This is a genomic window from Microbacterium sp. NPDC077663, from assembly GCF_044542795.1.
GTDB lineage: Bacteria > Actinomycetota > Actinomycetes > Actinomycetales > Microbacteriaceae > Microbacterium.
The window spans coordinates 727,204-744,546 of sequence record NZ_JBITVE010000002.1 but is presented as its reverse complement, the minus strand read 5'-3'; the positions used below and the strand labels follow the sequence as shown (position 1 = coordinate 744,546).

Here is a 17,343-nt window from a genome sequence, read left to right as displayed (position 1 = left end):
GCGACTCGAGCGACCTCAGCCGAGCGAGGCGCACGCGACGCACATCGTCGCCTGCGGGCGCACCTCGAGGCGTGCCTCGGGGATCGGCCGTCCGCACCGTTCGCAGACGCCGTACGTCCCGGCATCCACCCGCGACAGCGCGATCGCGACCTGCGCGAGCTCGTCGCGCGTGGACGCCCGGAGAGCATCGACCCGCTGCCATTCGCCCGAGAGCGTGGAGCCCTCGGGGTCGTGCTCGTCGTCCGCCGTCGCGTCCGAGCGATCGACGCGGAGGGCCGCGTCATCCGCCTCGAGGCGCGCGAGCTGAGCCCGCAGCTCACGCTCGCGCTCCCTCAGCCGCTCGATCGGATCCATCCGGTCAGCGTAGGCGTACCCACCGACGGCGAGGTCGTCAAGACCGTCGCGACCGCGGCATCCCACCCGCACAGTGGACGCAACGGAAGGAGCCGCCATGGCCGACAACGAAGGCACGGACAACGAGGGCACGGAGCACGCCGACCCCGAGGAGATGCCCGACACCGACGAGCTCGAGGAGCCCAGCGTCGCCAAGGAGCCCGGCGAGGAGCCCAAGGCGCCGGCGCAGCAGGACGAGGAGCCCAGCCACCACGCCGTCGGTATCGGCGTCATCGATTCCGACCCGAGCGAGACGGACGAACCGGGAGCCTAGGACGCCTCGCGTCCGCTGTCCGCCAGCGTCCCCGACACGTCTCCGCTCGGGATGACGAAGCACTGCACCATCCGGTCGTGACGGCCGCCCTTCCACTCGCCCTCGAGCGGCGTGAAGTAGGAGAAGTCGACTGACGAGTCCTCGTAGGGCTGGCCGACGAAGTCCGCGAACTCCGCATAGCAGCCGTCGTCCGCGGCCTGCACCACGGCGTCGTCGCCCGGGTACGGTTGCCACGGCAGGGAGAAGACGTGGAAGACCTCGTACGGATGCGGGTCATCGCACGGGATCGCGCGCACCGACGACACCCTGCCGTCCGCGTCCGGTCCGCCGTCCCCCTCGTCGTCGGCGAAGCAGTCGCCCACCACGAGATCGAAGACGTCGAGCTCACCGCCCACCGTGATGGTGCCGCCGGGATCGCGGTAGACCATGCCCGACATCTCGTAGAAGCTCGCCTCGCTGCATCCCGCCAGGAGGGGACCGACCAGAAGCAACCCCGCGGCGCCCAGCACAACCGCACGATGCGCCTGCCTCATGATGTCTCCCCTCCGCTGCCCTCGGCGCTGCCCGTGATCATCTCTTCCTCGTGGCCCAGGACGCACAAGACCTGACGGTCGCCGCGACGCCACGACTGCTCGGCGGGCGTGTAGTACCAGAACTCGAACGGCGAGTCCTCGTACGCCTCACCGACATAGGCCTCGAAGGCGGGGTAGCAGACCTCGTCCGCCGCCGCCCAGACGTCTTCTTCACCGGGATACTCGTCGTCCGGGAACTCGTCCGCCGGAAACCGTGATTCCGACAGAACGATGTCCGCGTACAGCTCGTACATGTGGGGCTCGTCGCAGGACACCGGATAGACCGCCGAGCTCCACGAGGGCGCCGACTCGTCGAGCTCGGGGATGTCGTAGCAGTCGCCCACATCGAGCGCGCTCAGGCTGACCTGCAGATGCGACGACGGATCGTCGTCCTCGGGCGGAACGACCGGCCCGTTCTCCGCCCGCACGATCCCTCGTGCGACCCCGAGCATGACCTCCGCGCACCCCGCGAGCAGGGGCGTGGCCGCGAGGAGGAGGATGACCCCTGCGGCGGCAGCAGCGGGAAGGCGCCTGCGACGCGTTGCTGTCGACATGTGTTCCCCCAGGAGTGCGCGCCGAGCTGACGGCGTCAGCGTACCGGTACCGGACCGTTCCGCACACGATGCCGCCGATAGGATGGGGGCGTCCCCCGGCATCCCGAGTCTTGGAGCCCAGCCGCGTGAGCACCCCAGTCAGCCCCTCGATCGCAGACACCGTCGAGAACGCCATCGCCACGCCGGAGCGGGAGCAGCCGTACGGCGCCCTCGGCTTGAAGCCCGACGAGTACGACAAGATCCGCGAGATCCTCGGACGCCGCCCCACCTCGGGCGAGCTCGCCATGTACTCCGTGATGTGGAGCGAGCACTGCTCCTACAAGTCCTCGAAGATCTACCTGCGCCGATTCGGCCAGAAGGTCTCGGACGAGATGAAGGAACGGCTCATGGTCGGCATGGGCCAGAACGCCGGCGTCGTCGACGTCGGCGAGGGCTGGGCCGTCACCTTCAAGGTCGAGTCGCACAACCACCCCAGCTACATCGAGCCGTTCCAGGGCGCCGCGACCGGCGTGGGCGGCATCGTGCGCGACATCATCTCCATGGGCGCGCGCCCCGTCGCCGTGATGGACCAGCTCCGCTTCGGCGACATCGCCGATCCCGACACGGCGCGCGTCGTGCACGGCGTCGTCAGCGGCATCAGCTTCTACGCGAACTGCCTCGGCCTCCCCAACATCGGCGGCGAGACCGTCTTCGACAAGGTCTACCAGGGCAACCCGCTCGTCAACGCGCTCGCGGTCGGTGTCCTCCGCCACGAGGACATCAAGCTCGCCAACGCGACCGGAGCCGGCAACAAGGTCGTCCTCTTCGGTGCCCGCACGGGTGGCGACGGCATCGGCGGCGCCTCGATCCTGGCATCCGACACCTTCGCCGACGGCGGCCCCACCAAGCGTCCCGCCGTCCAGGTCGGCGACCCGTTCGCCGAGAAGGTGCTCATCGAGTGCTGCCTCGAGCTGTACCAGGGCGAACTCGTCGAGGCGATCCAGGACCTCGGCGCCGCGGGTATCTCGTGCGCGACGAGCGAGCTCGCCGCCAACGGCGGTTCGGGCATGAAGGTCGACCTCGAGAAGGTGCTGCTGCGCGACCCGTCGCTCACGCCCGAGGAGATCCTCATGAGCGAGAGCCAGGAGCGCATGATGGCGATCGTCGCCCCCGAGAAGCTCGACGCGTTCCTCGCCGTTGTCGAGAAGTGGGATGTCGAGACGAGCGTCCTCGGCGAGGTCACCGGCGACGGCCGTCTGCAGATCTTCTGGCACGGCGAGCAGATCGTCGACGTCGACCCCTCGACGGTCGCGGTCGACGGCCCCGTCTACGAGCGTCCCGTCGCCTACCCCACCTGGATCGACGCCCTCCGCGACGACTCGGCCGCGCACCTCGAGCGCACCGACGACCCGACGGTGCTCCGCGAGCAGTTCCTGCAGCTGCTCGGCAGCCCGAACCTCGCCGACACGTCGTGGGTCACCAACCAGTACGACTACTACGTCATGGGCAACACGGCCCTGAGCTTCCCGGACGACGCGGGGATGATCCGCGTCGACGAGGAGTCTGGCCTCGGCTTCGCGATCGCGACCGACTGCAACGGCCGCTACTGCCAGCTCGACCCGTATGCGGGTGCGCAGCTCGCCCTCGCCGAGGCGTACCGCAACGTGGCCGTCACGGGTGCGCAGCCGACGGCGGTCACCGACTGCCTCAACTTCGGCAGCCCCGAGAACCCCGAGGTCATGTGGCAGTTCGGCCAGGCCGTCGACGGCCTCGCCGACGCGTGCTTCGAGCTCGGCGTCCCGGTTACCGGCGGCAACGTCAGCTTCTACAACCAGACCGGCGACCAGCCCATCTTCCCGACCCCCGTGGTCGGCGTGCTGGGCATCATCGACGACGTCGCCCGCCGCATCCCGAGCGGCTGGCAGGATGCCGGCGAGAACATCTACCTGCTGGGCACGACCGCGACCGAGCTCGACGGCTCGGCCTGGGCCGACACCGTCCACGGCCACCTCGGCGGGCGCCCGCCGAAGGTCGACCTCGCGGGCGAGAAGACCCTCGCGGGCCTGCTGCAGGCCGCGCGCGACGAGATGCTCGTCTCGAGCGCCCACGACCTGTCCGCCGGCGGACTCGCGCAGGCGCTGGCCGAGGCCACGACGCGGTTCGGCGTCGGTGCCCGCGTCTGGCTGCGCGAGATCATGGAGCGCGACGGAGTGGATGCCGCGACCGCCCTGTTCAGCGAGTCGACCGGCCGGGTCATCGTGTCGGTGCCCCGCGAGGAGGACGTGAAGTTCCGCGGCCTGTGCGAGGGCCGCGGCTACCCCGTCCTGCGCATCGGTGTGACCGACTCCGCGCCCGAGGGCGAGCAGTCGACGCTCGAGGTGCAGGACGTGTTCTCGATCCCGGTGCCCGAGCTGCGCCGCATCGCGAAGGCGACCCTTCCCGCCGCGTTCGGTCCGATCGTCGACGAGGTCCCCGCGTGAGCGACGACCCGGAGTACGCCGAGTTCGTCGGGCGCAGGCGCGCCCGGACGAAGGTGATCGCGTGGACCGTGATCGTCTCGATGGTGCTCGTGGGTGGCGGCGCGACCGTCCTCACGCTCCTGTTCGGCTGACCCGGGTCATGGACGCCACCGCGCCTGCCCTGCCGGGACGTGCGGTGCTGCAGCAGCGCTGGAGCGGCGCCTGCTTCCTCCACTGGCGGGTCGAGCCGTCGCAGGTCGTGCCGCTGCTGCCGGCGGGGACCGAGCCCGACCTCTTCGACGGCTCGGCCTGGGTCGGGCTCGTCCCGTTCGTCCTCAGCGAGTTCCGCTTCCTGCCGCTGCCCCCGGTCCCCTTCGTGGGCCGGTTCGTCGAGATCAACGTGCGGACGTACGCGAAGGATGCCGACGGCCGCCGCGGTGTCGTCTTCCAGACGCTCGAGGCCGAGCACCTGCTGCCGGTGCTCGGCGCCCGCGCCGTGTTCGGCCTCCCGTACCGGTGGGCGAAGGCCGCGGTGCGCACGCACGGCGACACGGTCGAGTACGCGTCGCGACGGCATCCGGGATTCGGTGAACGCGTACGCACCCGCATCCGCGTCGTCCCCGGAACCGAGGGCGTGGACGACGAGCTGAGCCGGTTCCTCACGGCGCGCTGGGGCTTCCACGAACGGCACCTCGGACGCTCGATCTGGGCCGCGAACGAGCACGAGCCGTGGCCGCTGGTCCGCGCCGAGGTCGAGCGCCTCGACGACGGACTGCTGGCGGATGCCGGGTTCCCCGGTCTCGCGGATAGAGCGCCGGACTCCGTCCTGGCGATGCCCGCCGGGCACCCCGGGGTGGTCACGCGGTTCATGCGTGCGCGGAGCGTGAACACCTGAGAGCACTGTCACCGTGCGCGGCTAGCATGGCGGAATGCAGCTCTGGATCGTCGCGATCGGGGCCGCAGTGGCGGAGTTCTGGTGGGTCGCCCCCGCCGCGGTCGGCGCCGGTGCGGTCGGGTTCGTCGGCGTGCGCCGCGGGCGGTCGACCCGCGCAAGGCGCCTCGGGCTGAAGGCGGCGCAGCACGAGCTGCAGCAGGCGCGCACCGACGCGATCGGCGCGCGCGCCGCGGCACGGGTCGCGCAGGCCGAGCTCACCCGCGCCGAAGCCGAACGCGCCGCGGGCCGCGCCCGGCCCGACGACGTGCGCGCCGCTCGCCGTGCGCTCGAGACCGCCCAGCGGGCCAAGGCCGCGGCGACGGCGACGATCCGCGTCGCCCGCGCCCGGGTGAGTGCGGAGCGCGCCGCCGTCCCCGCCCGCGGCACCGACCCGAAGCACCTCCCCCTAGCCCGCCTCATGGCCACCCACGATGCGATCGCCGCGCGGTGGATGGAGTACGAGACGGATGCCGCCCGCCGCCTCGCCTTCCCCGCGCTGAGCGACGTGCGCGTCCCCGCGACGGCCGAGTTCCTGCGCCTCGAGGGCATCGCTCGCGAGCACCGCCCGGCATCCCCCACGACGAAGCTGACCCCCGAGCAGTTCACGATGTACCGCGCGGCCGTCGACGACGCCGGGCGGGCGTTCGCGGCGGCGGAGCAGGAGGCCTGGCGCCGCGCCGGGCACCGCCCGGCCGACGCTCCGTCCGAAGAGTCCCCCGCACCCGTCTGGACGGTGATCGCGAGCGAGGCGATCGCCCGCTCGGTCGACGGCATCACGCGCGCGGCCGAAGGGGCGGCATCCGCTCTCGACGCCTACCGGTCGCGACGCGGCGGTCGAGACGATCGACCTCGCACGTAAGGTGTAGCGAGTGGACGGATTCTGGGCCTTCGCCGGCAACTACTGGTGGCTCGTGTTCCCGCTCTTCGGTCTCGCGTCGGCAGCAAGCGGCTCATGGGCGTCCGCCTCGAAGCGTCGGCACAAGCAGCGCCTGGAGATCATGAAGGCGAAGGCGGAGCTCACCGCCGCGCGCGCCGCCGCCAAGCGCGGCGTCGGATCGGCGTCCGCCGCCGAGGTCGAGGCACCGTCGCAATCGCTTGTGGACCAGCTCGACGACCTGCGCGCCGTGCACGACGAGGTCACCCATCGCTGGCTCGACTACGAGCTCGATGTCGCCAAGCTCATCGCCTTCCCGTCGATGAGCGACGGCCGCGACGCGCTCACCGCCGGCTTCCTGCGCGCCAAGAAGGTCGCCGACCGCACGCGCCCGGCCGACGGCGTCAAGCCCTCCGCCGACCAGGTGCGGGAGTACCGCAAGGCCGTCACCGATTTCGAGGTCGCCTTCGACCTCGCTGAGCGCGAGGCCCGTCGGGTGCGGGATTCGGGACTGACGGATGCCGAGCGCAAACGGCTCGCCACGGCATCCCGCATGCTGGCCGTCGCCACCGACGACGCTGCGACGCCTGCCGAGCGGCACCTCGCCTACCAGCGCGTCCGCGAGGAGATCGACGGCCTCATCGCCCTGTCGGACGAGGCCGTCGAAGTGCTCGAGAAGCAGGTCGCGCAGCCGCTCACCGAGAAGCCCTCGACCGAGCCTCCGCCCGCGGCCTGAACGACGAAGGGGACCCGGCCGCAGCCGGATCCCCTCGAGGTCACTGACGGATCAGTCGGTGACGATGGTGTCGTACGCGTCGGGGTGCGCCTCGAGCCAGGCGTCGACCGCCTCGGCTTCCTTGCCCTCGCCGTACTCGTTGACGACCATGTCCTCGAGGGACGCGTACTGCTCGTCATCCAGCGAGATGCCGGCGATGTACTCGGCAGCCTCCGGGTACTCTTCCGCGAAACCGTCGGTGCCGAGGAAGTGCAGCGCCTCGGCCTCGCCCATCGCGCCCTTCGGGTCCTCGAGGTCCTTCAGGCCGTACCGGTCGTTGGCCCAGAAGGGGCGCCACGAGGTCACGACGATGTCGCGCTGCGCCGCCTCGGCGCTGTCGAGCTCGGTGAGCATCGCCGCCGTGGAGGAGGTGACGAGCTGGTAGCTGTCGCTCAGACCGTACTCGGGGATCATCGAGTCCTGCGTCTGCGCCGTCAGACCGGCGCCGGGCTCGATGCCGTAGATCTTGCCGCCGAAGCGGTCGGCGTTGTCCGTCAGGTCCTCGATCGAGTCGATGTCGACGTACTCGGGGACGGCGATCGTGAGCTTCGCGCCGCCGTAGTACTCGCCGAGGTCCTCGATCTTGTCGCCGTACTTGTCCATGTACGACTTGTGGGTCAGCTCGGGCCAGGCCGACGGGTAGATGTCGACATCACCCTGCGCGAGGCCGGCGTAGAGCGGGCCCGCCTCGGTGAGCTCCTGCATCTTGACCGTGTAGCCGATCTTCTCGAGCTGGTCCTCGAGCAGGTACGCCGTGCTGAGACCGTCGGTCCACGACGGCAGGTAGCCGAGCGTGATCGTGCCGAGGCTGTCCTCGCCGCCCTCCTGGGAGCCGCCGGCGGCCTGGTTGCCGGTGGCGCAGCCGGCCAGGGCGAGGGATGCCGTCGCCCCGATCGCGAGGATGCCGGTCAGGTGTCGCTTGTTCATGAATGCCTTCCGTATGTGATTGCTGGTTCCGTATCGTGCAGGTCCGGGTGCTGCCGGACCGTGCGACCGAGGCCGCACGTGTGTGGGGTCAGATGCCGCCCGTGGCGATCGGCGCCCGGCGAGGCGACGCCTGCTCGCGCTCCGCCTCGGTGGCGGCATCCTGCGCAGCATCCCGAGGATGCGACGTCTCGCCGCCCTTCTGACCGGGTCCCCGGCGACGCGCGATCGCGCCGAGGAGCGAGCCGCGCTGGTTCTTCAGCGCGCCGAGCGCCCCGGTGAGACGGTCGAGGTAGACGGCGAGGATGACGACGCTGAGGCCGGCCTCGACACCCTTCGCGATGTCGACCGTCGACATGGCCTGGACGATCTCCTTGCCGAGACCATCGGCGCCGGCGATGCCGGCGATGACCGCCATCGACAGCGCGAGCATGATGAGCTGGTTGACACCGGCCATGATGCTCGGCATCGCGAGCGGGAGCTGCACGCCGCGGAGGATCTGCGACGGGGTCGCGCCGAATGCGTGTCCCGCTTCGACCGTCTCGCTGTCCACACCGCGGATGCCGAGCTCGGTCAGACGCACACCCGGGGGCAGCGCGAAGATCACCGTGGCGACGACACCGGGGACCACGCCGATGCTGAAGAAGACGATCGCGGGGATCAGGTAGACGAACGCCGGCATGCTCTGCATGAGGTCGAGCACGGGGCGCAGGATCGCGCTGAACGTGTCGTTCCGCGCCGCCGCGATGCCGAGCGGAACCGCGATGACGACGGCGATGATCGCCGCCACGAGAACGAGCGCGAGCGTCTGCATCGAGGTCACCCACTGGCCGACGCCGAGGATGAGGACGAAGCCGACGACCGTGCCGATGGCGAAGCGCCAGGAGCGCAGCAGCCACGCGAGGGCGGCGAAGACGACGATGACGGCGACGATGGGCAGCGACAGGAGTGCGTTCGCGAGCGCGTCGACGAACCAGCCGACCACGGCCGAGATGCCCGACAGCAGCCAGCCGAGAGTGTCGCGGATCCAGTCGACGCCGGCGTCCGCCCACTGACCGATGGGGATGCGGAACCCGTCCATCAGCGCACCTCCTCCTTCTCGGACGCCGTCGCTCCGACGGCGTCACGGGCGAGGGCCTCATCGATCTCGGCGCCGGGCACCGGATCGAGGATCACGGGGATCTCCGTCGTCTCGGTCGTCGAGGGGCCGAGGGCGGTGAGCAGCGTGATGCGCGGGATGACGCCGACGAGGCGGCCCTCGGCATCCGTCACCGCCAGCGGCAGCGGGGACTCGGCGGCGGGGACGAAGAGGTCCATGAGGACGTCGTCGCGGCCCACCGCCTGCGGCACCGGGCGCAGCAGCGACGAGATCGTGGTCTCGCCGCGGCGGACGAGCTTGAGCGCGTCGCGGTCGGTCAGCATGCCGAGCAGCTTTCGACTGCGATCGGTCACGTACACGGCGGCCATCCGCGCGTCCCGCATGGTGCGCAGGGCGGTGCGGGGGCCGGCGGCATCCGTCACCGAGACCGAGCCGGGACGCTCCATCACGTTGGCGGCGGTCAGGACGCGGGCCCGGTCGACGTCCTGCACGAACTGCTCGACGTAGTCGTTGGCGGGGTCGGTGAGGATATCCTCGGGCGTGCCGATCTGCACGATGCGGCCATCGCGCATGACGGCGATGCGGTCGCCGAGGAACATCGCCTCGTTGAGGTCGTGCGTGATGAAGACGATCGTCTTCTGCAGGGTCTGCTGCAGCTCGAGCAGCTGCTCCTGCATCTCGCGGCGGATGAGCGGGTCGAGCGCGCTGAACGCCTCGTCCATCAGCAGGATGTCGGTATCGGCGGCGAGCGCGCGGGCGATCCCGACGCGCTGCTGCATTCCACCCGAGAGCGCGGACGGCAGCTTGTCGCCCCAGCCCTCGAGGCCGACGAGGGCAAGGATCTCCTCGGCCTTCGCGAGGCGCTCGGCCTTGCCGACGCCTTGCAGCTCGAGCGGGTAGGCGACGTTGGCGGCGACGGTGCGGTGCGGCAGCAGGGCGAAGTGCTGGAACACCATCGCGATGCGCTCGCGACGGATGCCGCGCAGCTTCGCCGCCGGGATGCCGGTGATGGGCTCGCCGTGCACGAGCACTTCACCGTCGGTCGCGTCGTGCAGCCCGTTGAGCATGCGGATGATCGTGGACTTGCCCGATCCCGACAGGCCCATGATCACGAAGATCTCGCCCTTCTCGACGCGGAAGCTCGCGTCGATCACGGCGGCGGTACCCGCATCGCGGACGGCGTCCCGGCGTTCTCCCGCCTGCAGGCGCTTGACGGCCTGGGCGGGAGATCGTCCGAAGACTTTGAACAGGTTCTTCGCTTCGACAGCGGCAGGTGTCACGTGCTTCCCTCGGCGGGCGCGCACGCGTCCGCATCGGTAGCGCCCGGGTGGCGATCACCGGCATCCGCACGAGCGAAAACGTCACTCGAGTGCAGTGCTCCGACGACGAACATCGGGCTCGTCATCCAGACCGCCGACCATACGCCCGCTCGTCGTCGACACCTCAGGATGTCGGTTCGAAGGGGCGCGGACTGGTCGTCGAGGGCTCAAGGCCCGTATCGACGCTAACGAAGACCGTTGACCGGGATCAAATCGATCCATGAGGTTGCATGGATCGTCGGCGGTGGGTATCACGCGCGCGCTCGCGACGAGAATGCCGCCGATCGACCAGAATCGGAGGGGCCGAGAAAAGGGAGCAGCATGAGTGACTTCGCACGACGCGTGGATGCGACGACCATCGAACAGCTGCGGGCGACGGGCGCGACCAAGTGGTCGGCCGACGACGGGGCGCTCGGGGCGTTCGTGGCGGAGATGGACTTCGGCATCGACCCGAAGATCACCGAGGCCCTCCACCGTGCGGTCGACGACGGCTCGTTCGGCTACATGCCGCGCCGGATCAGCGCCGACCTGTCCGAGGCGACAGCCGAGTTCCTCGACCGCCGGTACGGATGGCAGGTCGCGGCATCCGACGTCCAGCCGATCCCCGACGTCATCATGGGCCTCGAGCTCGCCATGGAGCACTGTTCCGCGCCGGGCTCGAAGATCATCGTGCCGACGCCGTCGTACATGCCGTTCCTGATGGTGCCGCCGATGCGGGGGCGCGAGGTCATCGAGGTGCCGCTCGCCGTCCGGAGCGGCCGCTACGAGTTCGACCTCGACGCCCTGCAGCGCGCCTTCGACGACGGCGGGGGCCTGCTCCTGCTGTGCAACCCGTACAACCCGGTGGGTCGCGTGTTCTCGCGGGAGGAGCTCGTCGCGATCTCCGAGGTCGTCGAACGCAACGGCGGCCGCGTGTTCTCGGACGAGATCTGGGCGCCGCTCGTCTACAGCGGCTCTAGCCACATCCCCTATGCGACGGTCTCCCCCGCTGCAGCGCAGCACACGATCACGGCGATGAGCGCGTCGAAGGCCTGGAACCTCCCGGGGCTCAAGTGCGCGCAGCTCGTGCTCACCAGCGACGCCGACCGCAAGACCTGGGAGCGGCTCGGCCCCTTCGCCGGGCACGGCACGAGCAACCTCGGCGCCATCGCGAACACGATCGCCTACCGTGACGGCGACCCGTGGCTCGCCGACCTCGTGCCCTACCTCGAGCAGAGCCGCGACACCCTCCTCGACCTGGTCGCCGAGGAGATCCCGGGCGCGTGGATGCCGAAGCCCGAGGGGACGTACGTCGGCTGGATCGACTTCCGCAGCGTCGGACTCGGCGAGCGCCCGGCGGAGTTCTTCACCCGCGAAGCCGGCGTGACCCTCACCGAGGGCTCGATGTGCGGCGTGGCCGGCACGGGCTTCGCCCGCCTCATCTTCGCGACGCCGAGGCCGATCCTCGAGCAGATCGTGCGCCGACTCGGTCAGGCCGTCCGCTCCGCCTGAGCCCCCCTCCTCCGCGTCCGCAGGCGCGACGGATGCTGCGCGCCGCGCCGCGGCATCCGTCGCGCCTGCGGCGTGTCGCCGCGGATCCATTGCATCCGTGACCGCCGAACGGACTTCTTGACACCCACTCGGTTCAGTGGTTACCTACTTATGTAACTAACCAACGAACATCGCGGAGTCGGAATGGTCGATGAAGGACGCCCGCTCTTCCAGCAGATCGCGGAGAGCATCGAGGACTCGATCATCGACGGCAGCCTGTCCGAACAGGACCAGGCGCCGTCGACGAACGAGCTCGCCGCCTTCCATCGCATCAACCCGGCCACCGCAGCGAAGGGGATCACGATGCTCACGGACAAGGGTGTGCTGGTCAAGCGCCGCGGCATCGGCATGTTCGTCGCCGAGGGTGCGCGCGAGCTCCTGCTCACCGAGCGGCGCGCGGCCTTCGCCGACCGCTACCTCGATCCCCTGATCACCGAGGCCCGCAAGCTCGGCCTCAGCCCCGACGACCTGGCGCGCCTGCTGGCGGAGCGCGCGACCGCATCCGGAACGAAAGGAACCGCACGATGACCGCCGTCATCGAGGTGAAGAACCTCACCAAGCGTTACCGCGACACCACCGCCGTGGACGACATCTCGTTCACCATCGAGCGCGACTCGATCTACGGGCTGCTCGGCCGCAACGGCGCCGGCAAGACCACCGTCATGTCGATCCTCACGGCGCAGAACTTCCCGACCGCGGGCGAGGTCCGCGTGTTCGGTGAGTCGCCGTACGAGAACCCCGCCGTCCTCAGCCGCATGTGCTTCGTTCGCGAGAGCCAGAAGTACCCCGATGACGCGACGCCGCTGCACGCCTTCCGCATCGCGCGGCTGTTCTACCCGAACTGGGATCAGGCCCTCGCCGACTCGCTCATCGCGGAGTTCCGACTGCCCGTGAAGACGCGCATCAAGAAGCTCTCCCGCGGTCAGCTCTCGGCCGTCGGCGTCATCATCGGCATCGCCGCGCGCGCCGAGGTCACCTTCTTCGACGAGCCGTACCTCGGCCTGGATGCCGTGGCCCGCCAGATCTTCTACGACCGGCTCCTCGAGGACTACGCGGAGCACCCGCGCACCATCATCCTGTCGAGCCACCTGATCGACGAGGTGTCGAACCTTCTCGAGAAGGTCATCGTGATCGACGCCGGCCGGATCGTCATGGACGAGGACACCGAGTCCGTCCGCGGGCGGGCCGCGACGATCGTCGGCGAGTCGGCGGCCGTCGAGGCGTTTGTCGCCGGCCGCGAGGTCATCCACCGCGAGAGCCTGGGCCGCGTCACGAGCGCCACGGTGATCGGCGAACTGAGCCGCGAGGACCGCGCGGAACTCGCGGCATCCGGCCTCGACGTCACCCCCGTCTCCCTGCAGCAGCTCATCGTGCGGCAGACCCAGCACGCCGCCACCACCGACGAAGGAGCACTCCGATGAACCGCACCCTCAACGTCGTGCGCATGCAGCTGGTGAACCGGGCCACCTACATCTGGGTGCCGCTGATCATCCTCGGCGGCACGCTCGTCATCAGTCTCGCGATCTTCGGGCTCATCGCGAGCAGCGGGGCCGATGCGCAGATGTTCGGCGGCGGCGCGCAGGCACCGCTGTGGTACTTCGGCGTCGTCGGCGTGCAGGCGCTGACCCTCACGTTCCCGTTCTCGCAGGCGATGAGTGTGACTCGGCGCGAGTTCTACCTCGGCACGCTCCTGACCGCCGCTCTCACGGCCTTCGTGCTCGCCGCCCTGTTCATCGTGGGTGGGCTCATCGAGCAGGCCACGGGCGGGTGGGGCATCGGCGGCTACATGTTCTACCTGCCATGGGTGTGGTCGCAGGGACCGGTGGTCGCGGGTCTGTTCTTCTTCGGCCTCGCGATGCTGTTCTTCGTCGTCGGATTCTGTGCGGCGACGATCTACAAGCGGTGGGGCAACCTCGTCCTGACGATCGTCCTCGTCTCGCTGGGCTTCGTCCTCATCGGCGCGATGTGGCTGGTCGGACAACTGCGGGCATGGGGCGACCTGTTCGCCTTCTTCGGATCGCTGACCCCGATCGCCCTGACCGGCGTCATGGTCCTGGTGGGCGCGGTCCTCGCCGCCCTGTCGTACGGGATGCTGCGCCGCGCGATCGCCTGAGCGGACACCACTCTCCGGCGCGGGCGGGGATCGCATCGGCGGTCCCCGCCCGCGCTACGATGCGGATCACCGACCCGACGCTGGGAGCACCATGGCACGTCTGAGCCTCGATCCGACCACTGATCTCGACGCCGCCAGGGCGGCCGTCGCAGAAGCATTGGGTGGACCGGATGCCGAGTTCGAGGCGCGACTCGACGGGGCTCTGCCCGTGCTGCACGACCTGTTCCTCCAGCTCTACGGTGAGCGCGAGGACGGCCGCGAGGCCCTGGCCGCCGTGGTCGCGTCGGCGGCAGGGAGCTGGCGCGACCGGCCGGCCGACCTGAAGGCGCTCGACCGCCGGCGGACCGCCGACCCGGGGTGGTACCTGTCGGAGAGGATGCTGGGCGGGGTCTGCTACGTCGATCGCTACGCGGGTTCGCTGCGCGGCATCCGGGATCGCATCCCCTACTTCCAGGAACTCGGGCTCACCTACCTGCACCTCATGCCGCTGTTCGCCTCGCCGGAGGGCAACAACGACGGCGGGTACGCGGTGTCGAGCTACCGGGCGGTCGACGAAAAGCTCGGCACGATGGCCGACCTCGCCGAGCTCGCGGCCGACCTGCGCGAGGCCGGGATCTCACTCGTCGTGGACTTCATCTTCAACCACACGAGCAACGAGCACGAGTGGGCGCAGAAGGCGGTCGCGGGCGTTCCCGGTTACGAGGACTTCTACCTGATCTTCCCCGACCGGACGATGCCCGATCGCTACGAAGAGACCGTCCGCGAGATCTTCCCCGACGACCACCCAGGCGCGTTCGTGCAGCTGCCCGACGGACGCTGGATCTGGGCGACCTTCTACCACTTCCAGTGGGACCTCAACTATGCGAACCCCGCGGTGTTCCGCGCAATGGCGGGCGAGATGCTGTTCCTCGCCAACCAGGGCGTCGAGGTGCTGCGGATGGATGCCGTCGCCTTCATCTGGAAGCGGCTCGGCACCACCTGCGAGTCGCTGCCCGAGGCACACCTGCTGCTCCGCGCCTTCAACCAGGTGCTGTCGCTCGGTGCGCCGTCGGTGCTGTTCAAGTCCGAGGCGATCGTCCACCCCGACGAGGTCATCACCTACATCTCGACCGACGAGTGCCAGCTCTCGTACAACCCGCTGCAGATGGCGCTCGGCTGGGAGGCGCTCGCCACCCGCGACGGGCGACTGCTGCAGAAGGCGCTCGACGAACGTCACGCCCTGCCGGCGGGGACCGCGTGGGTCAACTACGTGCGCAGTCACGACGACATCGGCTGGACCTTCGCCGACGAGGATGCCGCGACCCTCGGCATCGACGGCTACGCCCACCGCCGGTTCCTCAACGACTTCTACGTCGGCCGCTTCCCCGGTACCTTCTCGCGCGGGGTGCCCTTCCAGGAGAACCCCAAGACCGGTGATGCGCGCGTCACCGGGACGACTGCGTCGCTCGCCGGGGTCGAGGCTGGTGACCCGGACGGCGAGGACCGCGTGATCCTGGCGCATGCGCTCGCGCTGTCGACCGGCGGCATCCCCCTGCTCTACCTCGGTGACGAGCTCGGTCAGCTGAACGACTACGGCTACCGCGACGACCCGGCGCACGCGGGCGACAGCCGGTGGGTGCACCGCCCCGCCGCGGACCCCGCCGCGTTCGCGTCGCGGCACGATCCGTCGACGGTCGCCGGCCGCATCCACTCACGGCTCACCGCGCTGATCGAGGCGCGTCAGCGGACGCCGGAGTTCGCTGACATCCCGCTGACGCCGTTCCACACGCCGCATCCGTCGGTCGTCGGGTTCCAGCGCATCGGCGAGGGCGTCGTGCTCGTGCTCGCGAACGTCGGCGACGACGCGGTGACGATCGACGCCGGGACCCTGTCGGGGTTCCGCGCCGATGCCATCGACGTCGTCACCGAGGAGGCCGTCGACCTGTCGGGCGGGCTCGTGCTGCCGGCGCACGGGTTCCGCTGGCTGCGGGTGCGGCTGGCCTGACGTCGAACGTCAACGGATGCAATGAATGCCGGGCGGCGCGCCGCGGCATCCGTCACGTCCCCGGCGTGTCGTCGCGGATCCCTTGCATCCGATGACGCTGCGTCAGACGGTGCGCACCGTGCCGCCGTCGATCACGTACTCGGCGCCGTGGATCGCGGTGGCGCGATCGGTGACGAGGAAGCCGACGAGGTCGGCGATCTCCTCGGGCTCGGCGAAGCGACCGAGCGGCACGCCGCCCAGCGAGTCCATGATCCGCTGATCGGCCTGCTCACGGGTGATTCCGTTGGCGTCGGCGATCTGGGCTGCGAAGTTCTCATAGGCCTCGGTCTTGATCCCGCCGGGGCTCACCGCGACCACACGCACACCCGTCCCGCCCAGCTCGTTCGCCAGACCCCGGTTGTAGGTGCGCAGTCCCGCCTTCGCGGCGGCGTAGGCCAGTGACGACTCGTACTGCGGCAGCTCCCGCTGGATCGAGGTCACGTGCAGCACGACAGCCGATCCGGATTCGATCATGCCGGGGAGCAACGCCCGATCCAGTCGCACCGCACCCAGCAGGTTCAACTGCAGCTCGGTGAGCCACTGATCGTCGGTGATGACGGCGAATCCCCCGGGAGGAGTCGATGCGCCGCCGACGTTGTGCACGAGGATGTCGAGACCGCCGGCATCCGTGATCCTCTCAGCCACCGCATCCGTGCCCGCAGCGGTCGACGTGTCAGCGGCGATGAACCGGTCCGGGAACTCGTACCCCTCGGGCATCGAGCGAGCCGTCACGTGGACGTCAGCACCCAACTCCCGCAGCCGATCGGCGATCGCCCTCCCTGCGCCCTTCGTTCCCCCGGTGACCAGTGCCGTGCGACCGTCCAGACGGTCGCGATCTGAGTGCGCCATGCGCAGTCCTCTCGTTCGAAGCGTTTTCTGTCTCCCAGGACAATGAATACTGTCCTGGAAGACAGAAAACGCGTGCGAGAGGGATCTATTCCGCTGCCGGCAGCAAGCCTCTCTCGAGCATCCGCTCGGCGGAGGCGATGGCATCCTTCACGAATCGCGAGGTGAGCGCGGTGTACTCCTCGACATCCGCCTCGCTCCAGCCCTCGAGCACCTCAGCGATCATCCGGTCGCCCAGCGCGTAGACACCGCGCGCCGCCGCTTCGCCGGACTCCGTCAACGCGATGAGCGTCGCCCGACCGTCCGACGGGTCGGTCGTCCGCCGGACCCAGCCGTCGACCTCCAGACGGCGGACGATCTTGCTCACATGGGACGCGCCGGTCGCGAGGACCTCCGAGAGGGCGCTCGGACGCATCGGGCCCCAGGCGAGCAGGTGCCGCAGTGTGGCGTGCGACTGCTGGTCGATGCTCTCACCCGACTTCGCGAGGATCTGACCCTGGAGCGCCGGAGAGTCCCACAGCAGGATCAACGCACTGAGGTTGGCCAGCAACTCTGATCGATAGGGGAAGTCGCTCGCCCGCCGAGGCCTGATCACCGAGGATTCTGAACTCTTCGCCACGCGAGAACTCTACTGCCGGCAAGGCCAGAACATGTCCCACGGGACATCATTGCGTG

19 protein-coding genes are annotated in these 17,343 nt (G+C 69.8%); 11 read left to right on the top strand and 8 right to left on the bottom strand.

Features of this window, described 5'->3' with window-relative positions; genetic code table 11:
- Positions 1–15: 15 nt before the first annotated feature.
- Entirely contained in the window at positions 16–354 is a 339-nt protein-coding gene (locus ACIGEP_RS11160; RefSeq protein WP_396661683.1) for a TraR/DksA family transcriptional regulator, read from the bottom strand.
- A gap of 97 nt (positions 355–451) precedes the next feature.
- Here ACIGEP_RS11160 and ACIGEP_RS11155 point away from each other — a divergent pair, with 97 nt between their 5' ends.
- Positions 452–667 carry a hypothetical protein gene (locus ACIGEP_RS11155; protein WP_396661682.1) on the top strand — a complete coding sequence of 72 codons (216 nt, stop codon included), beginning with the start codon at positions 452–454 and terminating at the stop codon, positions 665–667.
- Here ACIGEP_RS11155 and ACIGEP_RS11150 read toward each other — a convergent pair.
- Positions 664–1,200 (bottom strand): septum formation family protein, encoded by a 537-nt coding sequence (locus ACIGEP_RS11150; RefSeq protein WP_396661681.1) that lies wholly within the window; start codon positions 1,198–1,200, stop codon positions 664–666. The genes ACIGEP_RS11155 and ACIGEP_RS11150 overlap by 4 nt on opposite strands.
- A complete protein-coding gene (locus ACIGEP_RS11145) occupies positions 1,197–1,793 on the bottom strand; it encodes a septum formation family protein (protein ID WP_396661680.1) in 597 nt (198 codons plus the stop codon). The genes ACIGEP_RS11150 and ACIGEP_RS11145 overlap by 4 nt, the downstream gene beginning before the upstream one ends.
- 125 nt (positions 1,794–1,918) lie before the next feature.
- On the opposite strand from ACIGEP_RS11145, the gene purL reads away from it, so the two are divergent.
- The 5 genes from purL to ACIGEP_RS11120 are packed head-to-tail and all read left to right on the top strand — an operon-like array spanning position 1,919 to position 6,775.
- Entirely contained in the window at positions 1,919–4,252 is a 2,334-nt protein-coding gene (gene purL, locus ACIGEP_RS11140; RefSeq protein ID WP_396661679.1) for a phosphoribosylformylglycinamidine synthase subunit PurL, read from the top strand.
- Entirely contained in the window at positions 4,249–4,383 is a 135-nt protein-coding gene (locus ACIGEP_RS11135) for a hypothetical protein (RefSeq protein ID WP_396661678.1), read from the top strand. The genes purL and ACIGEP_RS11135 overlap by 4 nt, the downstream gene beginning before the upstream one ends.
- A gap of 8 nt (positions 4,384–4,391) precedes the next feature.
- Positions 4,392–5,126 carry a YqjF family protein gene (locus ACIGEP_RS11130; RefSeq protein ID WP_396661677.1) on the top strand — a complete coding sequence of 245 codons (735 nt, stop codon included), beginning with the start codon at positions 4,392–4,394 and terminating at the stop codon, positions 5,124–5,126.
- Between the two features lie 34 nt (positions 5,127–5,160).
- Positions 5,161–6,024: a hypothetical protein gene (locus tag ACIGEP_RS11125; protein WP_396661676.1), complete on the top strand. Its 864-nt coding sequence runs from the start codon at positions 5,161–5,163 to the stop codon at positions 6,022–6,024.
- 10 nt (positions 6,025–6,034) lie between these two features.
- Positions 6,035–6,775, top strand: a complete 741-nt coding sequence (locus ACIGEP_RS11120; protein ID WP_396661675.1) for a hypothetical protein — start codon at positions 6,035–6,037, stop codon at positions 6,773–6,775.
- Positions 6,776–6,826: 51 nt separating this feature from the next.
- Here ACIGEP_RS11120 and ACIGEP_RS11115 read toward each other — a convergent pair whose 3' ends face one another.
- From ACIGEP_RS11115 to ACIGEP_RS11105, 3 genes are all read right to left on the bottom strand, one after another.
- Positions 6,827–7,741: a glycine betaine ABC transporter substrate-binding protein gene (locus ACIGEP_RS11115; RefSeq protein WP_396661674.1), complete on the bottom strand. Its 915-nt coding sequence runs from the start codon at positions 7,739–7,741 to the stop codon at positions 6,827–6,829.
- Between the two features lie 88 nt (positions 7,742–7,829).
- Positions 7,830–8,819: an ABC transporter permease gene (locus tag ACIGEP_RS11110; RefSeq protein WP_396661673.1), complete on the bottom strand. Its 990-nt coding sequence runs from the start codon at positions 8,817–8,819 to the stop codon at positions 7,830–7,832.
- Positions 8,819–10,117, bottom strand: a complete 1,299-nt coding sequence (locus ACIGEP_RS11105) for a glycine betaine/L-proline ABC transporter ATP-binding protein (protein ID WP_396661672.1) — start codon at positions 10,115–10,117, stop codon at positions 8,819–8,821. The genes ACIGEP_RS11110 and ACIGEP_RS11105 overlap by 1 nt, the downstream gene beginning before the upstream one ends.
- 360 nt (positions 10,118–10,477) lie before the next feature.
- On the opposite strand from ACIGEP_RS11105, the gene ACIGEP_RS11100 reads away from it, so the two are divergent.
- The 5 genes from ACIGEP_RS11100 to ACIGEP_RS11080 all read left to right on the top strand — a co-directional run bounded on the left by ACIGEP_RS11100 (position 10,478) and on the right by ACIGEP_RS11080 (position 15,783).
- Positions 10,478–11,647 carry a MalY/PatB family protein gene (locus ACIGEP_RS11100; protein WP_396661671.1) on the top strand — a complete coding sequence of 390 codons (1,170 nt, stop codon included), beginning with the start codon at positions 10,478–10,480 and terminating at the stop codon, positions 11,645–11,647.
- Between the two features lie 183 nt (positions 11,648–11,830).
- Positions 11,831–12,214 carry a GntR family transcriptional regulator gene (locus ACIGEP_RS11095; protein ID WP_396661670.1) on the top strand — a complete coding sequence of 128 codons (384 nt, stop codon included), beginning with the start codon at positions 11,831–11,833 and terminating at the stop codon, positions 12,212–12,214.
- Positions 12,211–13,107, top strand: coding sequence for an ABC transporter ATP-binding protein (locus ACIGEP_RS11090; RefSeq protein WP_396661669.1), 897 nt, complete (start codon positions 12,211–12,213; stop codon positions 13,105–13,107). The genes ACIGEP_RS11095 and ACIGEP_RS11090 overlap by 4 nt, the downstream gene beginning before the upstream one ends.
- Positions 13,104–13,799, top strand: coding sequence for a hypothetical protein (locus tag ACIGEP_RS11085; protein ID WP_396661668.1), 696 nt, complete (start codon positions 13,104–13,106; stop codon positions 13,797–13,799). The genes ACIGEP_RS11090 and ACIGEP_RS11085 overlap by 4 nt, the downstream gene beginning before the upstream one ends.
- Positions 13,800–13,890: 91 nt before the next feature.
- Positions 13,891–15,783 (top strand): amylosucrase, encoded by a 1,893-nt coding sequence (locus tag ACIGEP_RS11080; protein WP_396661667.1) that lies wholly within the window; start codon positions 13,891–13,893, stop codon positions 15,781–15,783.
- A gap of 102 nt (positions 15,784–15,885) precedes the next feature.
- Here the strand turns inward: ACIGEP_RS11080 and ACIGEP_RS11075 are convergent, their stop codons facing one another.
- Positions 15,886–16,671, bottom strand: a complete 786-nt coding sequence (locus tag ACIGEP_RS11075; RefSeq protein ID WP_396661666.1) for an SDR family oxidoreductase — start codon at positions 16,669–16,671, stop codon at positions 15,886–15,888.
- 85 nt (positions 16,672–16,756) lie between these two features.
- Positions 16,757–17,287 (bottom strand): MarR family winged helix-turn-helix transcriptional regulator, encoded by a 531-nt coding sequence (locus ACIGEP_RS11070; protein WP_396661665.1) that lies wholly within the window; start codon positions 17,285–17,287, stop codon positions 16,757–16,759.
- Between the last annotated feature and the right edge of the window lie 56 nt (positions 17,288–17,343).